22 protein-coding genes and 2 pseudogenes are annotated in these 25,644 nt (G+C 48.6%); 5 read left to right on the top strand and 19 right to left on the bottom strand.

Annotated features, from left to right (window positions below; genetic code table 11):
- Positions 1 to 152 precede the first annotated feature (152 nt).
- A complete protein-coding gene (locus tag NST20_RS07440) occupies positions 153 to 1,376 on the top strand; it encodes an IS110 family transposase (RefSeq protein ID WP_237349286.1) in 1,224 nt (407 codons plus the stop codon).
- A gap of 690 nt (positions 1,377 to 2,066) precedes the next feature.
- Here NST20_RS07440 and NST20_RS07435 read toward each other — a convergent pair.
- The 4 genes from NST20_RS07435 to NST20_RS07420 form a co-directional block, all read right to left on the bottom strand.
- Complete coding sequence (locus tag NST20_RS07435) at positions 2,067 to 3,050, bottom strand: L-lactate dehydrogenase (RefSeq protein ID WP_342400344.1); 984 nt, start codon at positions 3,048 to 3,050, stop codon at positions 2,067 to 2,069.
- Positions 3,051 to 3,185: 135 nt separating this feature from the next.
- Positions 3,186 to 3,653, bottom strand: coding sequence for an aminodeoxychorismate lyase (locus NST20_RS07430; protein WP_342400343.1), 468 nt, complete (start codon positions 3,651 to 3,653; stop codon positions 3,186 to 3,188).
- Positions 3,646 to 4,029: a hypothetical protein gene (locus NST20_RS07425; RefSeq protein WP_013859374.1), complete on the bottom strand. Its 384-nt coding sequence runs from the start codon at positions 4,027 to 4,029 to the stop codon at positions 3,646 to 3,648. The genes NST20_RS07430 and NST20_RS07425 overlap by 8 nt, the downstream gene beginning before the upstream one ends.
- 147 nt (positions 4,030 to 4,176) lie before the next feature.
- Positions 4,177 to 4,737 (bottom strand): DUF420 domain-containing protein, encoded by a 561-nt coding sequence (locus NST20_RS07420; RefSeq protein ID WP_026104506.1) that lies wholly within the window; start codon positions 4,735 to 4,737, stop codon positions 4,177 to 4,179.
- Between the two features lie 156 nt (positions 4,738 to 4,893).
- Between NST20_RS07420 and NST20_RS07415 the strand changes: the two are divergent.
- Positions 4,894 to 5,687 (top strand): annotated as a pseudogene (locus tag NST20_RS07415) (HAD family hydrolase).
- 51 nt (positions 5,688 to 5,738) lie between these two features.
- On the opposite strand, the gene NST20_RS07410 reads toward NST20_RS07415, so the two are convergent.
- The 5 genes from NST20_RS07410 to NST20_RS07390 all read right to left on the bottom strand — a co-directional run bounded on the left by NST20_RS07410 (position 5,739) and on the right by NST20_RS07390 (position 10,562).
- Entirely contained in the window at positions 5,739 to 6,116 is a 378-nt protein-coding gene (locus NST20_RS07410) for a helix-turn-helix transcriptional regulator (protein WP_017550391.1), read from the bottom strand.
- Between the two features lie 399 nt (positions 6,117 to 6,515).
- Positions 6,516 to 8,024, bottom strand: a complete 1,509-nt coding sequence (locus NST20_RS07405) for a long-chain-fatty-acid--CoA ligase (protein WP_328014322.1) — start codon at positions 8,022 to 8,024, stop codon at positions 6,516 to 6,518.
- Between the two features lie 100 nt (positions 8,025 to 8,124).
- On the bottom strand, positions 8,125 to 9,276 hold the full coding sequence (locus tag NST20_RS07400; RefSeq protein ID WP_342400342.1) for a thiolase family protein: 1,152 nt from the start codon (positions 9,274 to 9,276) through the stop codon (positions 8,125 to 8,127).
- Between the two features lie 253 nt (positions 9,277 to 9,529).
- Positions 9,530 to 10,285, bottom strand: coding sequence for a 3-hydroxyacyl-CoA dehydrogenase (locus tag NST20_RS07395; protein WP_017550389.1), 756 nt, complete (start codon positions 10,283 to 10,285; stop codon positions 9,530 to 9,532).
- Positions 10,286 to 10,382: 97 nt separating this feature from the next.
- A complete protein-coding gene (locus tag NST20_RS07390; protein ID WP_013859367.1) occupies positions 10,383 to 10,562 on the bottom strand; it encodes an H-type small acid-soluble spore protein in 180 nt (59 codons plus the stop codon).
- Between the two features lie 168 nt (positions 10,563 to 10,730).
- Here NST20_RS07390 and NST20_RS07385 point away from each other — a divergent pair, with 168 nt between their 5' ends.
- Together NST20_RS07385 and NST20_RS07380 are read left to right on the top strand one after the other, a co-directional pair.
- Positions 10,731 to 12,146, top strand: coding sequence for an ISLre2 family transposase (locus tag NST20_RS07385; protein ID WP_342399659.1), 1,416 nt, complete (start codon positions 10,731 to 10,733; stop codon positions 12,144 to 12,146).
- Between the two features lie 373 nt (positions 12,147 to 12,519).
- On the top strand, positions 12,520 to 13,086 hold the full coding sequence (locus NST20_RS07380; RefSeq protein WP_029142635.1) for an O-acetyl-ADP-ribose deacetylase: 567 nt from the start codon (positions 12,520 to 12,522) through the stop codon (positions 13,084 to 13,086).
- A 153-nt stretch (positions 13,087 to 13,239) separates the two neighbouring features.
- On the opposite strand, the gene NST20_RS07375 is transcribed toward NST20_RS07380, so the two are convergent.
- Entirely contained in the window at positions 13,240 to 13,578 is a 339-nt protein-coding gene (locus tag NST20_RS07375) for an SCP2 sterol-binding domain-containing protein (protein WP_013859365.1), read from the bottom strand.
- Positions 13,565 to 13,756, bottom strand: a complete 192-nt coding sequence (locus NST20_RS07370; RefSeq protein ID WP_340703571.1) for a hypothetical protein — start codon at positions 13,754 to 13,756, stop codon at positions 13,565 to 13,567. The genes NST20_RS07375 and NST20_RS07370 overlap by 14 nt, the downstream gene beginning before the upstream one ends.
- Before the next feature lie 232 nt (positions 13,757 to 13,988).
- Between NST20_RS07370 and NST20_RS07365 the strand changes: the two genes are divergently transcribed.
- Positions 13,989 to 15,212: an IS110 family transposase gene (locus NST20_RS07365; protein WP_237349286.1), complete on the top strand. Its 1,224-nt coding sequence runs from the start codon at positions 13,989 to 13,991 to the stop codon at positions 15,210 to 15,212.
- Positions 15,213 to 15,602: 390 nt separating this feature from the next.
- Here NST20_RS07365 and NST20_RS07360 read toward each other — a convergent pair whose 3' ends face one another.
- From NST20_RS07360 to NST20_RS07325, 8 genes and pseudogenes are all read right to left on the bottom strand, one after another.
- Positions 15,603 to 16,580 (bottom strand): MBL fold metallo-hydrolase, encoded by a 978-nt coding sequence (locus NST20_RS07360; RefSeq protein ID WP_235962321.1) that lies wholly within the window; start codon positions 16,578 to 16,580, stop codon positions 15,603 to 15,605.
- 126 nt (positions 16,581 to 16,706) lie between these two features.
- Positions 16,707 to 17,762: a mechanosensitive ion channel domain-containing protein gene (locus NST20_RS07355; protein WP_133537208.1), complete on the bottom strand. Its 1,056-nt coding sequence runs from the start codon at positions 17,760 to 17,762 to the stop codon at positions 16,707 to 16,709.
- Between the two features lie 60 nt (positions 17,763 to 17,822).
- Positions 17,823 to 19,654, bottom strand: a pseudogene (locus NST20_RS07350) (sigma-54-dependent Fis family transcriptional regulator).
- Positions 19,655 to 19,792: 138 nt separating this feature from the next.
- Complete coding sequence (lpdA, locus tag NST20_RS07345) at positions 19,793 to 21,172, bottom strand: dihydrolipoyl dehydrogenase (protein ID WP_342400341.1); 1,380 nt, start codon at positions 21,170 to 21,172, stop codon at positions 19,793 to 19,795.
- 16 nt (positions 21,173 to 21,188) lie between these two features.
- Positions 21,189 to 22,400 carry a dihydrolipoamide acetyltransferase family protein gene (locus tag NST20_RS07340; protein WP_014098303.1) on the bottom strand — a complete coding sequence of 404 codons (1,212 nt, stop codon included), beginning with the start codon at positions 22,398 to 22,400 and terminating at the stop codon, positions 21,189 to 21,191.
- 26 nt (positions 22,401 to 22,426) lie between these two features.
- Positions 22,427 to 23,455, bottom strand: a complete 1,029-nt coding sequence (locus NST20_RS07335) for an alpha-ketoacid dehydrogenase subunit beta (RefSeq protein WP_342400340.1) — start codon at positions 23,453 to 23,455, stop codon at positions 22,427 to 22,429.
- A gap of 25 nt (positions 23,456 to 23,480) precedes the next feature.
- Entirely contained in the window at positions 23,481 to 24,473 is a 993-nt protein-coding gene (locus tag NST20_RS07330; protein ID WP_014098305.1) for a thiamine pyrophosphate-dependent dehydrogenase E1 component subunit alpha, read from the bottom strand.
- A 159-nt stretch (positions 24,474 to 24,632) separates the two neighbouring features.
- Positions 24,633 to 25,619 carry a multidrug resistance efflux transporter family protein gene (locus NST20_RS07325; protein WP_017550379.1) on the bottom strand — a complete coding sequence of 329 codons (987 nt, stop codon included), beginning with the start codon at positions 25,617 to 25,619 and terminating at the stop codon, positions 24,633 to 24,635.
- Positions 25,620 to 25,644: the final 25 nt, after the last annotated feature.

Here is a 25,644-nt window from a genome sequence, read left to right as displayed (position 1 = left end):
TCCTCCGGATCTCCGTGCTGGAAATGAGCAGTTCCAGGCAGCCCACGGCCCGGATGAGTTCTCATACGCGAGGCTGACAGATCGGCAAGCCATCTGGGGATATCCCGAAGCGTCCGATTCCATCGATCCCAATACAGAGAGGAGGAAATCATATGCCCTTATTTGTCGGTATTGACGTGAGCTCCAAAAACCTCGATGCCTGCCTGATGGATGGAATGGGGGAAACGTTAGCCACCCAAACGGTGACAAACAATCTTCCCGGTGCCTCTGAGTTAAGAGACACCATCCTCCAACATGCGGAGGCGGATGACACCATCCAGATCGCCATGGAGGCCACATCTGTGTATAGTTGGCACCCGGCAATGTTTTTCCATGAAGATCCCGAGCTGAAACAGCGTCGTACAAAGGTGTTTACCCTGAATCCGAAGCTGGTGAGAAATTTCAAAAAGGCTTATGCCGAGATGGACAAGACCGATCCCAAAGATGCCTGGGTAATTGCGGACCGCTTGCGTTTCGGGAGATTGCCGAAATCCGTGATTCAGTCAGAACAATACCTTGCCCTTCAACGGTTAACACGGATGCGCTATCACCTGATTCAAAGTTTAACCCGGGAACAACAGGTATTTTTGAATCATCTGTTTTTCAAATTCAGTGCCTTTAACCTTGAAGTGGATACATCGGTCTTCGGCCATGCCATAACGGAATTTTTGCTTGAGGCCTATAGCCTCGATGAAATTGCCCAAATGCCTCTGGAGGACTTAGCGATGTATCTCCAGACCAAAGGCCATGGCCGCTTTAGCGATCCCGAGGATTTGGCCGCATCCATCCAAAAAGCTGCCCGGTCCTCTTACCGGCTTTCTAAATGTGTGGAGGATTCGATTGACTTGGTCCTGGGCAGTTCTATTGAGATCATCCGGCATCTTAAACGCCAAATCAAGGATTTGGATAAGGCGATTGCCCGCGTTCTTGATGGAATCCCGAATACCCTCCAGACCATTCCGGGAATAGGCCCGGTGAGCTGTGCTGGGATTCTCGCTGAAATCGGCGACATTGAGCGCTTTGACGACCAAGCCGCGATCGCAAAATTTGCCGGATTGTTCTGGCCCCGCCACCAATCGGGTGATTTTGAGGCTGATGACAAAATGCTTGCGCGTACAGGCAATCGTTATCTCCGGTATTACCTGGTTGAGGCTGCCAATCTGGTCCGGCGACACGAACCTGAGTACCGCGCCTTTTACCAAAAGAAATATCGTGAGGTGCATAAGCACTCACACAAACGCGCCCTCGTCTTAACGGCAAGAAAACTGGTGCGCCTGATCGATGCGCTGCTCCGCAACGATCAAATTTATGCGCCGAAAAAGAAGGTGACGCGATGAGGTAACCAGGTAACCATCATCGATAGCCTGAACTTGAAAACTTCCAGATTATTCCAATTGTCTGGAGGCTTAGTTCAGTATTGCCATTTTTACGACATAGAGCCAACAAAATTTCCAATTCACTTGTTTTTAACCCTTGACATCACACCGTAGGACTTTATCCATCAAAGTTCTTGGTGTACAATCTACCAGAACTTTTATATACTCCTATTATATATGAATAATTAATCAAATAATCATGTATTGGTTCCATTATATGAATTTTACATTTAATGTGTCAATACATCAAGGAAATACGTTAAACTTACTATTATTTACAACTGGCATTCTTAAAATAGACATCCCAGAAAAACTATGCTAAAATTTATTAAAGTATTTATTGAACGATAATTATCATTTTTTATTCGTTTTATCAAATTTCAGACGATAAATTATGAGAACTTCCTATAATTCTATTTTTAAGCCCTTCACTATATATTATGTTAACTAACTTATTTTTTCGTATGGGGCTTTATCCCCCTCTTATGTTAACAAATGCCGAATAGTGATGAGAGGTTCACTATCCGGCATTCATCTAATTAAAACATTCTACCTCGATACAATCCTCTTATGCTGTCCGCGACGTAAGTGCCCGGGCGGAGACGATGCTCAACACCCTTCTTTTCTTCATGCCCTTTTACACCTTTCAGGTCAAGACCGAATATACGATTTTCCGGTTTTTACCGATGCCATTGTATGCTGAATCGATTTTGCCGATTCGTGCAGCCAGGATGTTTCCTGTTCGTCGAGTTCAATTTCAAGTTGTTGTTCGATCCCGTCCCGGCCGATGACACTTGGTATGCTTAAAGCGACATCACCGTTATATCCGTACTGACCGTGCAAAGTGGCGGAAACCGGATAAATGCTTTTTTCATCCAGCATTACTGCTTTTGCCAATGTGACTGCAGCCTCAGCGACACCGGCGTTGGTCCATCCTTTCCCATTCAGGACATCAAAAGCGGTTTTCACCACCTTTTGTCTGAACGTTTCTCTGTCCAACGGTTCTTTTCCTTTAAACACGCTATCCAGTTCTTTTTCGCGGAATCCCTGTACATTTAAACGGCTGAAAACCGGAAATGCGGTAAACCCATGCTCGCCCATCATATACCCCGTTACACTTTTCGGATCAATGCCGTAATTTTCGGCAACAATCTGGCGGAGGCGGGCCGAGTCAAGCATGGTGCCTGTTCCGAATATCCGCCCTTTCGGATAGCCAAATTCATTTTCAGCAATATAGACAATCGTATCAAGCGGATTTGTAATAAAAATGATGACAGCTTCTTTTGTATATTTCGTAATCCCTGCCATGACTTCCCGCACCACGGCGGCATTCGTCCTGGCAAGCCCTGACCGGTCCGGCATTTCGTCTTTTTCCGATGGAATTACGCTTGGCCCTGCTGCACAAATAATGACGTCCGCATCGGCGCATTCCGAGTAATCCCCTGCTTTCACGCTTGTGTTTGGCATATATGTAAGTGCTGTGGCATGCCTCCAATCGAGCGCTTCCCCGAATGCGACCCCTTCCTTTTTATCCAGTACAGCAATTTCCGAAAAAAGGCCCAGTTTCATCGCATTTGCAAGCACATACGAACCGACATGCCCGACGCCTGCAACCACCAATTTCGTCTTTCTCACTGTTGTCTCCCCTCCTTGTTTTCTTTATTTTAACATTTAAAGTCATACTATTGCAGAGAAAATTTCGTAAACCGGAAATACTGCATAAAAAAAGCTGCCCGATCCGCAGTACGGTAGGCAGCTTAAGATGCATGATTATTTTTTAAAAATGGTTGAAATCACTTTATCGTAACTCATCGTGCTGTCCACGACATAAGTGCCCGGGCGGAGATGGTTCTCAATGCCCTTCTTTTCGACGTCTTTACTGAATTTAAATGCATCATCCACGATATTTGCTTTCTCAAGCAATCTGCCGACATCAATGCTGGTCATCCCATCCGTTACCTGGAATACAACCCGGTTGACGGTTTTGGTATTTGCAGATTTTCCGGCGGATGACTTCGCATCGGCCAGATCTTTGTCATATGCAGCCTTGGTTTGAACGACATATCCTGCTTGCTCCAGTTTGTCCTTCATCTGGCTGTTGGAGAGCTTTGCAGTTTCAGCCGTATTGTTTTTTTTCGCCGTATTGTCCGCTGCTTTGCCTGTTCCGGAAAAATAAACGGCGCCTGTTACAGCCGTGGCGAGCAAAATCCCTGCGGCAAAGCTGCTCAATTTATTCATTCCCACCGGCAACCTTGCTCCTTTCGTTTTTCGCCGCCATAAACGGGGCCAAGATTTCCTCAATTTCGGCTTGCGTCACTTGTTTTTTTCCTGCAATGCTTTCAATAGAGTAGTTGCGTTTATATAAATCCAGCACTTCAAGCCTGAACTGTTTATCAAAGGCAGAAAGCTGGATGCCGGCTTCTTTTTCAAGAATTTCCATTTCCAGTTCAAGCGTCTGGATGCCGTCTTTCAGATGATTGATTTCATCCATAAGTGCCAAATGCACCGTTTCCAATTCCTGCTGTTCCTCTTTCGCACGGTTCCGCGTTTTAAAGATGGAAATGATCAGCAACACAACGGATACCGCAAATAAAATTGCTAATGTCCAGACCATCAAATATGTATCCCTCCTTCAAAAACTCTTCTTCCTGTTCTCTATTATTATACATGTCCGGCCCTCTATTTTCGATAAAAAACAAGAATTTATGACAAAAGTTACATTGAAAAACACCAACCGGGCCGGCGGTTGGTGCAGTGTTGTTTAATAATACGGCGCCATCATCAAGTAAACGATAACGCCGGTGAGGCTGACATAAAGCCAGATTGGCATCGCCCAGCGGACAATTTTTTTATGCTTTTTCACCTGCATCGTCCATCCCCACACAAGCGCGAACAAGGCAAGCGGAACAATGATGGCCGCGAGAAAACTGTGGGTAATGAGGATAAAGAAATAGATGGCCCGGATTGCCCCTTCCCCGCCGTATCTTGCCGTTTCAGGCGAAAGATAATGGAACGTCAAGTAAGAAAGCAAAAACAAAAACGTTGACGCGAAAGCAGCCAGAACAAATCCTCTGTGCACATTGATATTTTTCCGTTTAATGGCAATGAGCGCGCAGACCAGAAAAATAAACGTAAAGCTATTAAAAACGGCGTTCAGCCTCGGCAAAATATAAATATCAAATCCTACTTTTCCCTTGTAACCGATGTTCGTAAAAAAGAGCAGTAAAATGATGATATTTGCTATAAGGGAAACGGTGATAATCAGCGCCGTAAAATTCTTATCACTTTTCGGTTGGTAAGATGGACTGTTCCCTTTATTCATGTTTTCAAGCACCCCGTCATTTTTATATTCTGTAACCATATGCTTCCATGATAGCATGAAGATTGGCAGACAAACAACAATAGCGAAGTTTTTTTCACATTCATTTTTATTTGTGGTAAAGTAAAAGTGAAAAATCATACATACTGGAGCGAAATGATGGGACACTATGAAGCACTTTTTTTAGATGTGGACGGAACGATTTTGACACCGGAAGATACGATCCAGCCTTCAACAAAGCAGGCTGTGGCCAAGGCAAAAAGGTACGGAATGGAAGTCTTTCTGGCAACCGGGAGGCCGCTTCATGAAATTTCATGGCTGATGGACGAACTGGATATTCAATCCGCAATCGGCTATAATGGCACGCTTGCTGTTTATAAAGGAAAAAACCTTTTTAAAACGGTAATGGACCCAAAAATTGTGGACAAATTTATTGCCATTGCTGAAAAGCACGGCCATGAAGTCGTTTTGTATACGGACCGGCAAAACTTTATCACTTCTTTTGATGTGCCTGAAGTGGAAAGTTTTATAAAAAAATCCACCTTCGCCAAAACGCCCCTTTTACACCGGAAGCACATGATCAAATATTGGGCATTACGCTTGTAAATGTCCGGGGAAACGGCGCGGCATTGTATGCGGATTTGCCCGGCCTGCATTTATCCCAGGTCAACATTGACGGATTCAGGCATTGTTACGACGTCATTCTTGATAAAGTGAATAAAGGAATGGCTGTAGCCAAAACTCTTGATATCCTTGGCATTCCAAAAGAAAAAGCCGTTGCATTCGGGGACGGCATGAACGATAAAGAAATGCTGCAGGTGGTCGGCGAAAGTTTTGCGATGGCAAACAGCAACCCCGGACTGTTTGCTTATGCAAAACACCGGACGACAAGCGTTACCGAATCCGGCATTTACCATGGTTTGGAAATGCTCGGGGTGATCGATCAAGTATAAGGGGCGTCCGTTTTAACAGTGAATTAAAAAAGCCGGAACACCCGGCTTTTTTTATGAAAAATTATCCCGGAGCGCTTTTTGCAAAAGCTGCTCGCACCGTTCCAAATCAGCCTTGACAAGTTTTTTGTACGCTTTTGCTTTTTCCATGTCTTTAATTTTGTATACAACAACCTCTTTTCTTTTTGCTCCGTCCGGTTTTACTTTTATTTTGGTTAAAATTTGCTCCTCATCTTCCAGTTCATGAAGCGCCCGGTAGATTTCGGAATGCTGCGGTTCGAAACCGAGCGGCTTAAATTCTTTTTTCAGTTCATCCAAAAGCTGCAGCCCGTACCAGCGCCCGTTTTCAATATTGGTGATCATATAAAGTTTCAAAAAGGCGCGCTGTTTGATTAAAAAGCCGGTACTCTCCCTCTGCCGCTTTTCCGCCATGCTGCTCACCCCTTTTTCTTCCATTATAGTAAAATGTGCCGGCAGCACACAAAAAATAACGCTCGAACGTATGTTATTTTAATTGCAGGTTTTTTGTTTTATTGTGTTTTTAGCACACTGTGTATTTTGATTTGTTCCAAAACACTTTCATTTTTCCATAAAATGGAAATGCGTTTTATATCCATCCGCGTATCCGGCTATTTTTTTTACAGCTGGCAATAGAATGGTGAACATTTAAACAATTGGTTGAAATGAAAAATTTATTTATCTTTTAGCACATAGTGTTATTGAAACAAATTACGCAAAAAAATACCGGCGAATTGCCAGCATTCCGCTTTTCCCAAACGGCATGGGCGCCTTTTCTCAAAATGGGGATTTTTTGCTGCCGTACTGTTTGCCTTATACCCCGGAGATTTGTTTTCGCAAAACGTGTTTTAAAACTTTTCCGCTCGCATTTCGTGGAAGTGCTTGTAAAAATTCCATTTCGGCCGGCCATTTATATTTTGCAAGTTTCCCCGAACAATGGGCGAGCACTTTTTCTTCTGTCAGTGTTTCGCCTTTTTTCACGACAATATAGGCTTTTGGCACTTCCCCGTATATTTCATGCGGAATGCCGACCACTGCCGCTTCCAAAATTTCCGGCATTTCATATAGCACTTCCTCCACTTCCACCGGATAAACATTTTCTCCCCCGCGGATTAACATATCTTTTTTACGGTCAACTAAATAGAGAAAACCGGCTTCATCGAAACGGCCCAAATCCCCGCTGTAAAGCCAGCCGTTTTGCAATACCCTCCGCGTTTCTTCTTCATTTTTCAAATATCCTTTCATGACTTGCGGCCCTTTAACAATGATTTCGCCTACTTCCCCGGCGGGAACAGGTGAACCGCCCGCATCTACCACTTGAATTTCCGTTTGCGGCAATGCTTTGCCAACCGAACCGGCCTTTTCCAAAGCAAAACGGTCAATTAATGTTGAAGCGGCCGGTGCATTTTCGGTCTGCCCGTATAAATTTTGCACTTTTACTTTCGGAAAACGCGTTTTTAACTGGCGCACACGTTCATACGGCATCGGAGACGCGCCATAACAGAACAATCGCAAATAAGAAAGGTCAACTTGAGCCATTTTCGGCGTATTGAGAAGGATACTGTACATTGCCGGCACCCCGAAGAAAACAGTAACTTTTTCTTTTTCCATTGTTTCAAGCGTTTTCTCAGGGGAAAATTGTTCTTCTATGATCATGGTGCCGCCACGGTAGATGGATGGAATGCTAAAGACATGGCATGCCGCGCAATGGAATAACGGAGTTACAATATGCACGCGGTCTTCCCTGTTTAAATCCATTGCCTCAGACCAGATTTGCGCCGCTGCCCGGACATTTGCGGCAGACAGCATGACGCCTTTTGGCCTGCCGGTTGTGCCGGATGTATAAAAAACGACAGCAGTATCATCTGCCTCTATTTGGGGAGTCATAAAAGCATCAGTATTTTCTCCGGCAACAGCCCGGAATGTGTCTTCCCCGCCAACCACCAGGCGGTCTTGGAACTGATGGAACTCGCGCGGAATTTCATGCAGTATATGAAGCAAGTGGGAATCATAGATGAGGGCTTTTGCTTCTGAGTGCTGAAAAATATACTGCACTTCGGGCGGCGCCAATTTTGTATTGACAGGCATGGCTGTAAAACCACCCAGTTGGCAGGCATAATAGGCAATGAGCAGCGCATCGGAATTATGGAGAAAAAGGGCAATCATGTCCCCTTTGTTGTATCCCTTTTTTTGGAAAAAAGCGGCGACATTTACCGACTGCCGGTAAAATTGGGCATAAGTCGTTTTCTTTCCCCGGTAAGACGTGATGATATGGTCCGGTTGATGAATGGCATGCCATTTAAGCTGTTGCCCTACAAACATTTTTACTCCTCCTGTTCGAAAAACCCGGTTTTTCCGTTTGCCGCAGTAAAGCGCCGGCTGCGGCGGTCCTTTCCTGCCTGCAGCCGGAGACAACATGTTTTTAATCCAATCGCTCAATAATCGTCGCGTTTGCCATCCCATAACCTTCGCACATGGTTTGCAAGCCGTAACGATCGTTTGTTCGTTCCAGTTCGTGCACCATCGTTGTCATAAGCCGCGCCCCGCTTGCGCCAAGCGGATGGCCAAGCGCAATCGCACCGCCGTTCGGGTTCAGTTTTTCCGGACTGGCGCCGGTTTCTAAAAGCCAGGCAAGCGGTACGGAAGCAAATGCCTCGTTCACTTCAAATACATCTATATCATCAATCGAAAGGCCCGCCTGGTGCAGCACTTTTTCCGTAGCCGGGATCACCCCCGTCAGCATCAGTGTCGGATCGGACCCGACAACGGCCCGGGCGAGAATACGGAATCGCGGCTTCAGGCCGAATGACTCTGCTTTTGTGCGGGACATGATTAAAACGGCAGCTGCCCCGTCGCTAATCTGGCTCGCATTACCTGCCGTGATACGCCCGTCTTCCTGAAAAGCCGGTTTCAGCGCGGCCAATTTTTGAACCGATGTATCTGCACGCGGGCCTTCGTCTTTCACAACCGATACGGCTATGCCATCCGGCTGTTCCGCTTCAACCGGCATGATCTCCCTGTCAAAACGCCCTTCTTTTTGCGCTTGCAATGCACGCCTATGGCTTTCCAACGCATAATGGTCCATCTTTTCACGGCTGATGCCCCACTTTTCCGCAATCAAATCCGCGGACAGCCCTTGATGGATCATGTTGTATTTTGCTGTGAGTACCTTGCTAAATTGTACGCCGCTCCTGTTGGACCCGATCGGAACGCGTGACATGCTCTCAACCCCGCCTGCAATCACCACATCCATATCGCCGGAGAGAACCGCCTGAGCTGCAAAATGCACCGCCTGCTGACTGGATCCGCACTGGCGGTCAATGGTAACGCCGGGCACTTCAATCGGAAATCCTGCGATCAACGTTGCCTGCCGCGCAATATCAGACGCCTGTTCCCCGACCTGGGAAACACAGCCCATGATCACATCTTCCACCATATCCGGAGATATCCCCGCCCGTTCGACCACTTCCTGTAAAACTTTCGCCGCCAGCTCTTCTGCCCGGATCCCGCTTAATAATCCGTTCCGCTTTCCAACGGGTGTCCGAACCGCTTCTATAATGACCGCTTCCCGCATCCGCATTCCCCTCACCATAAAAATTTTCCATTCATCTTATACCCTGCGTTTTTAAACTGCGATTCCGCTTGTAAACCCGTATTTCCTGTCTTAGTCTCGCATTTGCACGGGACTCTTTTGAAAATGGTGCCCGGCCCGGACTGTTTTTATCGACCCGTTAAGCAACCGGCCCAATCCGCCGGGCACGTGCGGTTTCAGATATGTTTCCCGCATCTGCCTACCGGCGGATTTTTCCAGCGCCAGCTCACACCCATTACTTCGGCTGCATCCGGATCGCACCGTCAAGGCGGATCGTTTCCCCGTTCAGCATCGGGTTCAGGACAATGCTTTGGACAAGCTGCGCATACTCCGCCGGCCGTCCGAGACGGGGAGGAAACGGCGTCATTTTGCCAAGCGCATCCCTTGCTTTTTCCGGCAAAGAAGCAAAAAGCGGCGTTTCAAATACACCCGGTGCAATCGTGACAACACGGATGCCAAGCCCGGCAAGATCCCTGGCAACCGGAAGTGTCATCCCGACAATGCCGCCTTTTGACGCGCTGTACGCCGCCTGCCCGATCTGCCCTTCAAAAGCGGCAACCGAGGCTGTATTGATGATCAGCCCTCTTTCCCCTTCCTCGTTCGGGCTGTTCTGTGCCATTTTTTCAGCGGCAAGCCGGATCACATTAAAAGTGCCAATCAGGTTCACCTCAATCACTTTCCGGAAAGAGGCAAGATCATGGGCGCCGCTTTTGCCGTATGTTTTTTTCGCCGCTCCGATGCCGGCACAATTCACCAGAATGTTAACGCTTTCAATTTGTTCCAGGGCATATTGGACACTTTTCTCGTCGGTTACATCCGTTTGGAAAAAGCGGACACGGCCTTTTAGTTCCTGCTCCAATTTTGCCCCTTTTTCCTGCTGAAGGTCAAAAACAACCGCCTCCGCGCCGCTTTCCACCAATTTTCTCACCGTTGCTTCCCCGAGTCCTGATGCCCCGCCGGTTACAATGGCTGTGCTGTTTTCCAGATTCATTTGGCCAAACCCCTCTCCCGTGAAAATCCGTTCATATCTAAAATTCTAAATGTTTGTATTTTCGCTGTCAACCGAAAAAAACCGCTCAAAAGCGGTTTTAATGTTCCAGCAAAAAGTTGACGGGAACGCTCATTTTTTTATCCGGATGGTCAAGGGTATGCACCGTTGCCGTTTCTTCCTGCCGGTCAACGTGCTCGATGTAAATCCTTTCCCCATTCAAGGTGACCGTCACCATTTCCGGCACGTTCATAATTTCCTGCGCACGTCTTGCATCCATATCACAACCTCCGTTTCTTTTTATAATTAAAGTATGGATAGGGGGGTATGAAACTATACGTATGTGTAAAATTTTACTCGAAGGGCAGATGAGTGGAAAAAAATGGGAAGACGCTCTATCATTTAAATGTACGCTTGTGGGCGAATACATTTAGAAAGAGGTCTTCCTATGGATATTATATCAATAATTGCTAGATTATTAAAGGATACAAAAAGTCTTATTGAATTTGAAGAACAAGTTAAAATTCTGATTCAGAATGCCTTTACGCAATGGGTTGGGGAAATATTTGAGACGTTAGATAAAACAATTAAGCAGAAAAAGCTGGAGGATGGTTGGGAGTACTGCCGGAGTGATAACAGAAGCATTCAGTTTTTATTTGGAAATGTGACCTTTAAACGTTCACTAATGCATGACCAGAAAGGGAATTCACATTATCCTCTGGATGAATGGTTAGGGCTTTTACCATACCAACGATACAGCCCGTTAGTGGAATTAAAGGTGGCAGAGTTGGCAAGTGAGAACACCTATCGGGAGGTAGCTGATATTTTAAAAGAATGGACAGCAGTGAGCCTTAGTCACACAACTGTAGGGAACATGGTAAAACACGTAGGGAAAACTCAGGCGGAAGCCGATAAGGCACTTGTAGAAGAGCTAGAAATAGCTGTTTCCCTGCCTGAGGGGAAGAAGGTAGACTACCTGTTTTCTGAAGCAGATGGTGTATTCGTTCGGGGACTAAAAAAGAAACAGAGTATGGAAGTCCACCACGCCATTCTCTATGAGGGATGGCAAACCAATGGTAAAAGGGTCTCCCTGCGTCAGCCCACAGTCATCATGACAACGGAAGCCATCCAGACATTTTGGGATGAAGTGCAAGCCAAAGCTGCCAACACCTACTCTCTTGAAAAAGCGCATGTCATTACAAACAGCGATGGAGGTGCAGGGTATACAGCTGAACGGTTTCAAACAGCATTCTCACAGTCGGAATTTCCGGTGCTCAACCAGCTGGATACCTACCACGTTGCACAAGCCATCGTAAGGACATTCGGGGGCGGAAAGAGCGAGATCAAAGAGCAAATTAGAAAAGCGATTAGAACGCATGACCTGGACCAATTCACGTTATATTTGGATACGCACGAAAGCACCTTGACGGATAAAAAGGCTCTCAAGAAAATCAAGGAATTCCGTTCGTATATCTTGAAAAACTGGGACCGCATTTTTGACTGGAGAGACAGGGTGAAAAACGTGCCGGAAGGTGCGAGAGGCCTAGGAGCGATGGAATCGAATCAAAGGCATATCTCCTTCAGGATGAAAAAAAGGGGCATGCATTGGAGTGAACTTGGCGCAGAAGCCATGGTGAAAATCAAACAAGGCATACTCAATGGGACATTGAGAGAAGTCTATCTGAAACACCGTTCAAGAAGCGAGAGAAAGCAACGGAACTTGAAACAATTAATCAGGATGTCTCAACTACTCAAGCAGCCTGTACGCCCGTCAGTGGGCGTAAAGCACGGATCAGTTGCCCTGCATTCAAGCAGTTCATCGGCAATGGGACATTTAAGCAAAATATTAGAGCTTTCGTTTTAAGCTTGGCTCAGTGGGGACTGATCGTTGAGGCGCGCGAAATTTACGAGACTCCTGCGGGAAAAGCGAGCCAGGAGAGACCCCGCAGCGAGGTACGAGCGAGGAGGCTCGCCGGCCGCCCGCGGAAAGCGAGTGAATTTCGCGCGCCTCAACATCCCCGTTATCCATCTTTATACGGAAATATTACATCTTTTCCGAAAATTACACCGAGCAAGTAAAGCACGGTAGCCGAAAGTGTACAAAAAGAGTGTCTTGGAATACCCGATATTTAAACCTTGTCGAGAAAAACTTGACACATACAAACTATACCGGCATTTAAACATCAGCCTCTTCCTGTGCTAAAATAAAACAAAGAACAGAAACGGAGATGATGGGGATGAAGTCTTTTAAAATCGTGCTTGGCGATATTACAAAAGCCAAAACGGACGCCATCGTGAATGCGGCGAATACAACACTGCTTGGCGGCGGCGGCGTGGACGGGGCCATCCACAAGGCAGCAGGGCCCGGGCTCCTGGAGGAATGCCGGAAATTGAACGGATGCCCGACCGGCGAAGCAAAGATAACGAAAGGATACCGGCTCCCGGCAAAATACGTCATTCATACGCCCGGCCCCGTCTGGCAGGGAGGCGGCCATCATGAAGCCGAATTATTGGAAAACAGTTACCAAAACAGCCTGCGCCTCGCTGAATCGAAAGGGCTGCGGACGGTTGCCTTTCCTTCCATCAGCACCGGCGTTTACCATTACCCGGTGGATGCGGCTGCCCGGATCGCTGTCCGCACCATTTGCACATTCCTTGAAACTTCCGGCTCCGTCCAGGAAGTTTGGATGGTTTGCTTTGACGAACGGACAAAACAAGCGTATGAAAAAGCAGCAACAGAATGGGAAAGAATTTCACATAATGGCGAAAAATCCGGCAAAACTGTGGCGATCCTGGTGAATTGAGTCAATCAATTTGCTTTTGCCAGCATGCCAGCTTTTTTTGCCCGGGCCGGCACGTGCCGGAAAAGCGGGAAAGAAGACATTTTCACAGGTGTTTCGCAGCTTCCGCCGTTTGTATGAAATCATTTTGCCCTCCTTTCGCTTCTTTTGCTTCCATCACGAAGCGTTATATGCCAACAAAACGTCCTGCAGCCGCAAAGCCAGCCCCATATCCCCTTTCAGCCGGAGTTTGCCGGTTAAAAAAGCCGTCGTGCCGTTCATTTTGCCTTGCACCAGTTTTTTAAAGTCAGCGGATGACAGAGAGAGCGTACAATTCGGATCCTCCGCTTCTCCCGCCCCGGCGTAACTGCCTTCCGGGCGCATAACGACATGGTAAGCCCCTTCTTCTTCCCCGCTTAAGTTAAACTGGTATACCGCGTTCATTCCTTGTGACCGGGAAGGATCTTTCTTCAAGGCAGCATCAATGGTTTGAAAAATTTCGTCAACGGTTTCCATGCGGTTCCTCCTCGTATAATAAGTTTAAATCCAAAGTGGATGTCAATTTCCAGTTCATTCTGCTGCTCATTGACAAGTGAATATAAGATTTTGTATTCCGGGCGAGCCCGGAATACAAGTTCGGACTTGGACGCTTCGCGATGTTCCCGGATAATGGTCTTAGGATCGTTTGGGTCAATGCTTCCCCTCCTTGTAGCCTGACTACTCGAAAAGTCTGCATCCCCAGGTTCTTGCTTGAACGTCTAACCCGTAGGCCGTTCCTCCGGATCTCCGTGCTGGAAATGAGCAGTTCCAGGCAGCCCACGGCCCGGATGAGTTCTCATACGCGAGGCTGACAGATCGGCAAGCCATCTGGGGATATCCCGAAGCGTCCGATTCCATCGATCCCAATACAGAGAGGAGGAAATCATATGCCCTTATTTGTCGGTATTGACGTGAGCTCCAAAAACCTCGATGCCTGCCTGATGGATGGAATGGGGGAAACGTTAGCCACCCAAACGGTGACAAACAATCTTCCCGGTGCCTCTGAGTTAAGAGACACCATCCTCCAACATGCGGAGGCGGATGACACCATCCAGATCGCCATGGAGGCCACATCTGTGTATAGTTGGCACCCGGCAATGTTTTTCCATGAAGATCCCGAGCTGAAACAGCGTCGTACAAAGGTGTTTACCCTGAATCCGAAGCTGGTGAGAAATTTCAAAAAGGCTTATGCCGAGATGGACAAGACCGATCCCAAAGATGCCTGGGTAATTGCGGACCGCTTGCGTTTCGGGAGATTGCCGAAATCCGTGATTCAGTCAGAACAATACCTTGCCCTTCAACGGTTAACACGGATGCGCTATCACCTGATTCAAAGTTTAACCCGGGAACAACAGGTATTTTTGAATCATCTGTTTTTCAAATTCAGTGCCTTTAACCTTGAAGTGGATACATCGGTCTTCGGCCATGCCATAACGGAATTTTTGCTTGAGGCCTATAGCCTCGATGAAATTGCCCAAATGCCTCTGGAGGACTTAGCGATGTATCTCCAGACCAAAGGCCATGGCCGCTTTAGCGATCCCGAGGATTTGGCCGCATCCATCCAAAAAGCTGCCCGGTCCTCTTACCGGCTTTCTAAATGTGTGGAGGATTCGATTGACTTGGTCCTGGGCAGTTCTATTGAGATCATCCGGCATCTTAAACGCCAAATCAAGGATTTGGATAAGGCGATTGCCCGCGTTCTTGATGGAATCCCGAATACCCTCCAGACCATTCCGGGAATAGGCCCGGTGAGCTGTGCTGGGATTCTCGCTGAAATCGGCGACATTGAGCGCTTTGACGACCAAGCCGCGATCGCAAAATTTGCCGGATTGTTCTGGCCCCGCCACCAATCGGGTGATTTTGAGGCTGATGACAAAATGCTTGCGCGTACAGGCAATCGTTATCTCCGGTATTACCTGGTTGAGGCTGCCAATCTGGTCCGGCGACACGAACCTGAGTACCGCGCCTTTTACCAAAAGAAATATCGTGAGGTGCATAAGCACTCACACAAACGCGCCCTCGTCTTAACGGCAAGAAAACTGGTGCGCCTGATCGATGCGCTGCTCCGCAACGATCAAATTTATGCGCCGAAAAAGAAGGTGACGCGATGAGGTAACCAGGTAACCATCATCGATAGCCTGAACTTGAAAACTTCCAGATTATTCCAATTATCTGGAGGCTTAGTTCAGTATTGCCATTTTTATGACATAGAGCCAACAAAATTTCCAATTCACTTGTTTTTAACCCTTGACATCACACCGTAGGACTTTTTGTAAAGATAGCTTTCACAACTGATTATATATTCCGAACCTTCCAAGGCCAATTCCTATATATGTAGGGAAAACGTCAGCCCGGTTTGCCGCTTGCCCTATATTTATCGCCCGCCTAAAGCCTTGCCGATACGCAAATCCGCGCATCCGGTTTCGGTTTGCCTGCTGCACGCCTGTTCCTTCGTCGCAAAAAAATCATCTGCTTCTTAAACTGAAGCAGATGCGGGCATATCAGGGCAAAAAATATAAAATTTTACCATTCTCCAGCCGGCTCGAAATTTTCCCGGCGGATTCCAGATAAAGGCATCTTGTAATCGTTGCCATAAACGGCGCAAAAAATTGCTTTAATGCGACATCGCCGTAAGTATCCCGGCAGATTTGCGCCGCTGTTTTCTCCCCTTCCTGAAGCGACATGGTCATTTGCTTGAGCCTGTGCTCATGGCGCATCCGGATGCTTTCCGCCCGCGCCTTTACATTGCCGATCAGCCCGCCGTGCCCCGGAAGCGCCACTTTGGCAGGGAGGTCTTTAATCCGGTCGAGCGAATCAAAATAATCCCCAAGCGGGTTTTTGTCGTTTTCAGACCAGGCGGCAACAATGGGGGACAAGTCTTTTAACACATGGTCTCCGAGCACCAGTATTTGCTCTTTGCGATTGTAAAAACAAAAATGGTCCGGCGCATGGCCCGGCGTCCGGATCGCTTCGTAAGGATCATCCCCGAGCAGGACCTGTTCGCCATTTTTAAAAAGCCCGTCCGGTTCAAAATCATATTTCGGGATCTCCCGAGCAAAATTCCGTTTCGGCAAAGCCGGCCCGCCATGTTTTTGCAAAACCGCTTCGTATTTATCATGTGAAGCGGCAAAACGGGCCTTTGTTTCCTGCATGGCCTGAAAGCTTAAATCGGACATGAAAACAGGCACGCTGTATTTTTCTTTCAGCCATTTCGCAAGCCCGAGATGGTCGGGATGCGAATGTGTCAGCACAATTTTTTCAATGGGAAAAACCGATGCCAGCACTTTGTTCCATGTTTCCTTCGCCGTTTCATGGCAGTCCCCTGTGTCCACAATGGTGTACCCTTTTTCCCCTTTAAAAAGATAGCAATTGACCTCCCGCATGCCAAACGGAAAACGGACGACCAGTTTCCACACATTTTCCGCCACTTTCGTGAAGTCGCACGAATCCTTTTTTTCCGTAAAACTTGCCAAATCCATCCCCTCCTTCTATAAGGATAACTTTTCGGAGGGGCGGGGGCAAATTTTTTCACTTTTTTTAATCATACGCATAATGCCGCCAATAAGGCAGATGGCGCAAAAAGTGCCTGCTTTTTTGGGTTGGCCTCAACTGTCACGCAAAATCACCTGTTCGATCGGTTCTTTTGCAAATTCAATGCCGTTTTCGCGGAACAGCCGGACGATCACATGGCGCATTTCATTTTCAATCCCGTCTTTCTGGCTGCCCGGCAAAAGCGGGATCTCTACAAGAAAATCAAAGCTATGGCTCCGCAGCCGGATCAGCTTTACAGACGCAGTCGTATCCGGCGCCAGACTGTGATCTGCTTCTTTCACTATTTCAAAAGCCTGGTGCAGCAGCTTTTCCACCTTTTTTGTATCCATTCCGGAACTGACGCTGACCTGGATGGAGGCAGAAGGCTTTTCCGTCGTCCGGTTTTTAATGACCTGTTCAATAAAATATTGATTCGGGACAATCAGCGTGCCGCTTTTATCGAGCCGGACCGTCGTGGCACGGAGATTGATTTTTTCCACTCTGCCGGTTTCCTCATTGATTTCAACCGTTTCCCCGACTTCAATCGGACGTTCAAATAAAATGATGATCCCGGATACGAAGTTTGCCGCGATGTTGCGCATGCCGAAGCCGAGCCCGATCCCGATTACGCCTAAAACCGCCCCGAGTGCGGACAGGTCAAGGCCGACCGTTGTAAAGCTGATACAAAGTGCAGCAATCATGACGGTATAATAAATGAGGCGGTTAAATGTATACCCGAGCCCGCGGTCAACGTGGTAATGGTCATAAACGGTTGAAAGCACATATTTTGTCAGAAGCTTCACAAGCCGGTGCGCGAGTGTGACAATCATTAAAGCGACAATCAGCAAAAACGGCGTGACATCAAGCCCGCCTTTGGAATAAAGCGGGTAAAACAACCACCTGTTATTGGAGAAATCAAACAGGAAAATCATCAGCACACCGTATAAACAAGCCCAGTTTGTAATCGAATAAACCGCCGGCACTACCGTTTTTTGCAGCCGGCGGTTCCTTTTGGCTGCAACCGATACCGTCCACTTCAGCAGCTTGCCGGCAACAAGCAGCACTGCCGTACCCAGCGCAAAACGAAAAAGATGAATGTCCGAGAATGCTTTCCATACGGTATCCAACAACATAACCACCCGGTTCCAAGATGATATTTTTTCTATACCCTGAAACCTAGCATTCAATCGTTACAAGCCGTATTTCCGCAGTTTCCTGTAAAATGTGCTGCGCGGAATATCCAGCATTTTCGCCGCTGCCGCCGCATTTCCTTTCGTATGTTTCAAAGCTTCCAGGATCATATCGCGCTCAATCGCTTCCCGCGGGGTCAGCGGCGCGTCCTGTTTTTCTTTGCCGTTAAGCCCGGTCTCTCTGGAAACATATTCGTCCACATACCGTTCCACTTCTTCTTCACCGGCCAGTGCAAGCAGCCGCACATTTTCGATCACATTCATCAGTTCGCGGATATTGCCGGGCCAATGATAATCCTGCATTTTTTTCAAAACCGCCGGCGGGATTTCGAAGTCTTGATTTTTTTTCCTGCCGATATACTGAATCAAAGCAGGCAAGTCTTCTTTTCTTTCGCGCAAGGCAGGAAGGCGGACGGGAAAAACATACAGGCGGTAAAACAAATCTTCACGGAACTTCCCTTCTTTGACGAGCTTCGGCAAATCCTTGTGGGTCGCGGCAATGATCCGGACGTCCACAGCCACTTCTTTTGTGGCACCGACCGGCACAACTTTTCTATCCTGCAGGACGCGGAGCAACGCCGTTTGCATGGCAGGCGGCAGCTCGGCCACTTCGTCAAGAAATAAGGTGCCGCCATGGGCCTGCTCGAATTTTCCTTTATGGCCGCCCCGTTTTGCGCCGGTAAACGCCCCGTCGGCATAACCGAAAAACTCGCTTTCCATTAATTCTTTCGGCACAGCCCCGCAATTGACGGCAATAAACGGGCCGTTTTTCCGGCTACTGTTTTCATGGATGGCACGTGCGACCAGCTCCTTTCCTGTCCCAGTCTCACCCGTGATAAAACAAGTGGTATCAGAAAGGGAGGCAATCCGGGCTTTGCGCAACGTTTCCTGAAAACTTTTGCTTATGCCGGTGACGCCGCGGAAGACGAACCTTTCTTTTGGAAGAAGGGTACCAGAAAGATTTTTATTTTCAGATAAAAGGAAACAAGTGCCGATTTTTTCCCGGCTGGAAGGCAATGGAATGGATTGGTTTACAATGGTATCCGTTTGGGAGGTCAATTCTTCAATCGTTCTGCCAAAATAATCCGGCAATTTCTTCCGGAGCGGCCGGCTTGCCGCCACGGTTTTTCCTTCTTCATCCATAATGGCGAGTAACCGGTCCCCGTACTGGTCCGAAAGTTCAACAGCCTTTTGGATGAAACGTTCATGCCGGCTTTTTGCCAGGCGTACCATTTCCTGCTCTGCTGTATAAGCGAGCGATGAAACCATGGCGAGCATGAAAGGGTGGGATTCGGTATACGGGCATGTTAAGTCCATGACGCCAACAAGATTCCTTTGGCTGTCGTAAACCGGCGCAGCCGCACAGCTCCACTGTGGGAGGCAACCGAAAAATGCTCAGGGCCGTTCACCATCACAGCTTCCCCCGTCTCAAGCGCAGTGCCGATCGCATTCGTGCCGACCCGCTCTTCTGTCCAGCAAACCCCTTCGACAAAATTAATTTTTTGCGCTTCAAAAATGGTTTTCCGGTTTCCTGATACGGACAGCACATGCCCGCAAGGATCAATCAGGAGCGCCATCATGCCGGCTTCCTGAAACACAGGCTCCATCTTTTTCACATGGCGTTCGGCAATATTTAAAAAATCTTTATGCCTTTCCCGGTGTGCCAATAGTTTTTCAACCGGCAGGATATGCTGCCCTTTCCGCAAATAGGGGTTCACATCCCGTTTTTTACAGCGGTACCACGATTCAGCGATCCGGTTGTTGATTCTCCCAGAATCCAATATCCCTTCCTGGACAAACTTTTTCCACGTATTCCAATAACATACAGCCATCTTTCATCCCTCCGACTCATCATAGAAAATTGCGCATCAGGAAGAAAGTCGTGATGTTCTTTTCTATTATAATCGAATGTGGAAAGCGTTTTCAATATAGAATGAATTTGCCCGACAGTCTGAGACTGCCGGGCATGATTATACGTGCACCGGATGGCCCTGTGCGTTTAAAACAGCTTCGTGGATGGCTTCCGAGACGGTCGGATGGGCGGCAATCAAGCGTTCAAGCAGATCAGCCGTCATTTCCCCATTCAACATCAATACCCCCTGCCCGACCAGTTCGGTTGCATGCGGGCCGCAAATGGACAGGCCGACTACCTCTTCGTATTCCGGTTCAATGATAACTTTCACTTTCCCGACCTGTTCCCCGCTGATCATCGCCTTTCCGTTTGCCGAAAACGGATATTCGCCGATCCGGACAGCACCGTACACTTCTTTCGCCTGCTTTTCGGTGAGGCCGGTTGCGGCAATTTCCGGAAACGTATAAATGCAGCGGGGAACGGCCTTATAATCCGCACTTGCCTCGATTCCCGATGCATTGAGCGCAGCCACTTTTCCTTCATGGAAAGCGACATGCGCAAGCTGGATGCCGCCAATACAATCCCCGCAGGCATAAATATGGGGGATGTTCGTCTGCATCTTTTCATTGACTTTAATGCCCGATTTTTCATACGCCACCTCGGCATTTTCGAGTCCGATCCCGTTGACAGACGGTTTCCGGCCGATTGCAACCAGCACATGCGCCCCGTAAATCTCGCGCGTGTTCCCTCCCTGCTCAATCAGCGCACATTTCTTGTCACGGTCCAGTTTTTTAACGGCAGCCGATGTATAAATATCCACCCCGTCTTTTTCAAGCTGCTCTTTTAAAATATTCGCGATATCTGCATCTTCCCCCGGCAAAATATGTGCGGCCATCTCTATGATCGATACTCTTGCCCCAAGTCGGCTGTAAATGCTCGCAAACTCACATCCGATTACCCCACCGCCAATGATCACGAGCGATGGAGGCAGGCCGGGAAGAGACATGGCCTGCGTGCTGTCGATGATCCAGTTGCCATCAAACGGCGCAAACGGGAGGGAGCTCGGTTCAGACCCTGTTGCGATGATGAACTGGTCCGCTTTTATTTCAACCGTGCCGTTTGCTGTTTCTGCAAGAACAACATGGGGTGACTGGAATGCCGCTTTTCCCTGCACGATTTTGATTTTGTTTTTCTTCATTAAGTATTGAATGCCCTGTACAAGCCGGGAAACGATCGCATTTTTCCTTTCAAGCAGGGAGGACCAGTCAATGGACACCGCTTCCTTGTTCACCCGGATCCCGAATTTGTCCGCTTCCCGGATGTCCCGGTAGCGCCCTGCACTTTCCAAAAGCGTCTTGGTCGGCATGCACCCTTCATTTAAGCATGTGCCGCCTAAGTTAGCCTGTTCAAATAAAATGACATCCGCACCCTGCTGTGCTGCTGTAATGGCAGCGACGTAGCCCGCAGGCCCGCCGCCTAAAATCCCGATGGTTTCCATCCTGATCCCTTCTTTCCTACAAAAGCATCGTAACCGGTTCTTCCAAATATTGCTTGACCGTTTGCAGGAAGGCCGCTGCCGGCGCCCCGTCGAGCACGCGGTGGTCAAACGTCAGGCTGAGCGGCAGCCGGCTCCTTTTTTCAATTTTGTCCCCGATAAAAACAGCTTCATCCGAAACGACACCGACACCCAATATTCCGGCTTCCGGCGGGTTCAAAATAGGCGTAAAAAATTCGACGCCGCTTGCACCCAGGCTTGAAATGGTAAAAGTGGACCCTTGCATCTCATCTGCCGGCAGTTTCCCGGATCTTGCTGCCGCTGTTTTTTCTTTGATTTCTTTTGCCAAGTCGATCAGCGATTTGCTGTCGGCGTTGCGGATGACCGGGACAATCAGCCCTTTTTCAACCGCCGTTGCGATGCCCAAATGGATTTCCGGGTAAGTGACAATTGTGTTATCCATAAACGCACTGTTCATTTCCGGATGGTTTTCGAGGGCAAGGATGGCAGCTCTTGCTATAAAATCCGTGATCGTCAGTTTGCTGTCGTACCGTTTTGTGATTGTCTCTTTCACTTGCGTTTTTAGCGCCAATAGTTCCGTGACATCCGCTTTCATCGTGATCGTCAGCTGTGCAGCCGATTGCAGGCTGGCATGCATGCGTTCTGCGATCACTTTGCGCATGCCGGATACCGGTGTGTGCTTCGGTTCTTTTCCTGCCGGCGCCTGGATGAGGCTGTCCTGTTTGCGGCTTTCTTTCTTTGACGCAATTGCCTGTTCCACATCTTCTTTTGTAATCCTGCCCCCTGGCCCGGTCCCTTTTATATCTTCCGGTTTGATGCCTGCTGCTTCCGCCATTTTCCGCGCGACCGGGGAAATTTTCACGCGCACTTTCCCCGGTTTTTTCGGGAGCGGTGCGGGACGGGCCGCCTTTATTTCTTCTTTTTGTCCTTTTTCTTCCTGCACCGGGGCTGCTGTTGCCGCCACTTCTTCATCCGGGTTTCCAATATAGCAAATCACCGTTCCCGGCGGTACGCCCTTTCCTTCCGGCACATTGATTTTTAATACATTGCCGTCCGCAGGGGACTCGATTTCCATCTCTATTTTTTCCGAACTGATGCTAGCGATCGGGTCGCCTTTTTTAACGGCTTCTCCTTCTGTTTTATTCCACTGTGAAACGGTTCCTTCTTTCATCGCCATCCCAAGTTTGGGCATAATAACTTCAACCGGCATGCCAACCACTCCTTTCTATCTGTCTGTTATTGCCCGACCGGTTCCCCCAACAGCTCTGATACCGCCTGCACAATTTTCCCGGCGGACGGCAAATACAAATCTTCAAGCGGCGGCGAGAACGGAACCGGCGTGTGCGGTGCCGTGATCCGTTTGATCGGGGCATCCAGATCATCAAACCCTTTATCGGCAACAAGTGCCGCAATATCGGTTGCCACATTGCACCGCGGGTTCGCTTCATCGACCACAATGAGCCGGTTTGTTTTTGCGACCGACTGGAGAATCGCCCCTTCATCGAGCGGCGATAAACTGCGCGGATCAATCACTTCCGCTTCGATGCCGTCTTTGGCAAGCCGTTCTGCCGCTTCAAGCGCCGTCTGCACCTGTTTGCCAATTGCAACAATGGTGATGTCGCTTCCTTCACGTTTCCTGTCCGCCTTACCGAGCGGAATCGTATAGTAATCTTCGGGCACTTCCCCTTTTATGTTGTAAAGCGTTTTATCTTCAAAAAAGATAACCGGGTCATTGTCTTCGATCGCAGCAAAAAGCAGCCCTTTCGCATCATATGGCGTTGACGGCACGACGACTTTTAAGCCCGGTATCGACGTAAACAGCGCATACAGGCTTTGCGAGTGCTGGGCCGCCGCCCGGAAACCGGCGCCGTGCATCGTCCGGACCGTCACCGGCACTTGCGCCTTGCCGCCGAACATGTACCGGAATTTCGCACCCTGGTTGAGCACTTCGTCCAGACAGCTGCCGATAAAATCGTTGAACATGAGCTCTGCAATCGGCCGCAATCCTGTTGAAGCAGCAGCCATCGCAGCCCCCATATAGCCCGCTTCCGTAATCGGCGTATCCAAAATCCGCCCGCGGCCGAATTCCTGGACAAGGCCTTTCGTCACGCCAAGCACGCCACCCCATGCTTCTTCATCCTGCAGGTGATCAACTTCCGCACCGCCGGCAACATCTTCCCCCATCAAAATTACATTTTCATCTCTTCTCATCGCCAGTTTCATCGCTTCGTTAATGGCCTGCGAAAAAGAAATTTGTCTTCCCATTGGAAAGGCCTCCTTTTTTCATAGATTAGTAGGATACATAGACATCTTTCAAAAGTTCGGAAGGGTCCGGATACGGGCTTTCTTCGCTGAATTTCACAGCTTCTTCGATCTCCTGTTCCACTTTTTGTTCCAGGCTGTTGATGTCTGCTTCGCTGAACAGGTTTTGTTCAAGCACAAATTTTTTAAATTGGACGATCGCATCTTTTTCATTCAGCTGTTTCGCCTTTTCTGCTTCTGCTTTATAAGTTTGGGCATCCCCTTCAAAATGCCCGTAGTTTCGGTACGTCACGCATTCAATCAGCGACGGGCCTTCCCCGTTGCGGGCGCGTTCCACCGCTTCTTTTGCCGCCTGGTACACGGCGACGATATCTTTCCCGTCGACACGAACACCCGGAATGTCGTAGGCAACGGCACGGTCGGCAATCGTTTTACAGCTTGACGCATAATGGAATGGCGTCGCTTCCCCATAGCCGTTATTTTCCGCCACAAAAATGACCGGAAGCTTCCATACGGCTGCCAAGTTGATGCCTTCGTGAAACGTACCGTGGTTATTCGCGCCGTCCCCAAAGAAGCAAACGCTTACATTACTCGTCTTTTTAACTTTCGCCGTCAATGCTGCGCCGCATGCCAGCGGGAACCCGCCGCCGACAATCCCGTTTGCACCGAGCATGCCTTTGTCGAGGTCGGCAATATGCATGGAACCGCCTTTTCCTTTGCACAGACCTGTCGCTTTCCCGTAGATTTCCGCCATCATCCCTTTTAAATCGCAGCCTTTCGCGATACAGTGGCCGTGGCCGCGGTGTGTGCTTGTGATCATATCCTGATCGTTCAGATGGGCGCAAACGCCGACTGCAACCGCTTCCTCACCGGCATATAAGTGGACGAAGCCCGGTAAAATGCCGGTCGCAAACACTTCATGCACTTTGTCTTCAAACTTGCGGATTTCAAACATTTTTTGCAACATCCACTGCGCTTTTTCCTTCGTTAACTGCAGTTCGCCCGCTTTTACTGTCTCCATTTATCCATCCTCCTTATCGTCGTCTTTCACTTGGTAAACAAGCAAAAAGCGTGCCAACTGAAAACCCCGCTTTCATCCTGCTTCGTCTGCCCGGCACATAAAAAAATGAGACAAACCGGGACAGCTGTCTCATTTTGTCTCATTTTTTCCCATATTTTCTTATCCGCTGATTTCTGACTTTTTCATTTTCCATGCAGCCGGTGCAACGGGTTTTCGTGACATCAGGCTGTGCAGCACCATACCGGCTGCAACTGTGATGATGCCGAACCAGGACAACAGCGATGGCGCCGCAACCGGTAAAATGGCCATCTCCCCGAACAGCGCAAACAGCACTTCCAATGACTGGGTCGCTTCCACAAGCGATAATTTTTGCATGTCGCCGCGGACAAGATCGGTTGCCCGGAAAAACAATACCGTGGCAATCACCCCGGAAAAGACCGCAACCACGCCTGATTGCACGATTTGGTTTCCGGACGGCGGGCCGGACGCTTTTAAACCGTACAATGACAGAATAAACCAAAAGGGCAGGCTGGCAAGTGTCATGCCGAGCACACGCTGAAATGTATCGAGCCGGCCTTCGCACAATTCCATCATTTTCCGGTTGCCCAAAGGATAAGCAAAAGTCGCCACAATGACGGGAAGGACACCCAGCATCATTTCCCGGAAGCTGATCCGGCCGGCCTGCTCAAGCTGCATCATCAAAACGCCGAGCAAAATCACAAGCGACCAGCGCAAGCCGCGGAACGGGATGGGTTCCCGGATTTTCAGCAGGCCCTTCGGCGTCTCCACCGTTTTAAAAAAGAACGGGGCAAGCAGTGAACCGGATAAAATCGTGATCTGCCAAGTGCCGGCCACGAGCCATCCGGGCGCATAGGCTGCCGAAAAACATAACGGCGCATAAAAAAGAACAAAACCGGTAAAGCTCCACAATAACCACCCGGCTGGATGCTTTTTCATTTCCGCCCATAAGGCTTGAAAATTTTTCCTGACAAGCACGATCACAAGCAAAAACGGAACCATCAAAATGTACCGGAGGGAGGCGCTCCAAATCCAGCTGCCGCCCGACAGTTCCATCGACCGGTTTAAAACAAATGTCACCGCGAAAAAGAAGGCGGCACATACCCCTAATAAGACCGGACGCAACATCTCCCACATCCTTTTTATAGCGTTT

This window comes from Weizmannia sp. FSL W8-0676 (genome assembly GCF_038593015.1).
Classification (GTDB): domain Bacteria; phylum Bacillota; class Bacilli; order Bacillales; family Bacillaceae_C; genus Weizmannia; species Weizmannia coagulans.
This window is presented reverse-complemented; position numbering and strand designations above follow the sequence as displayed.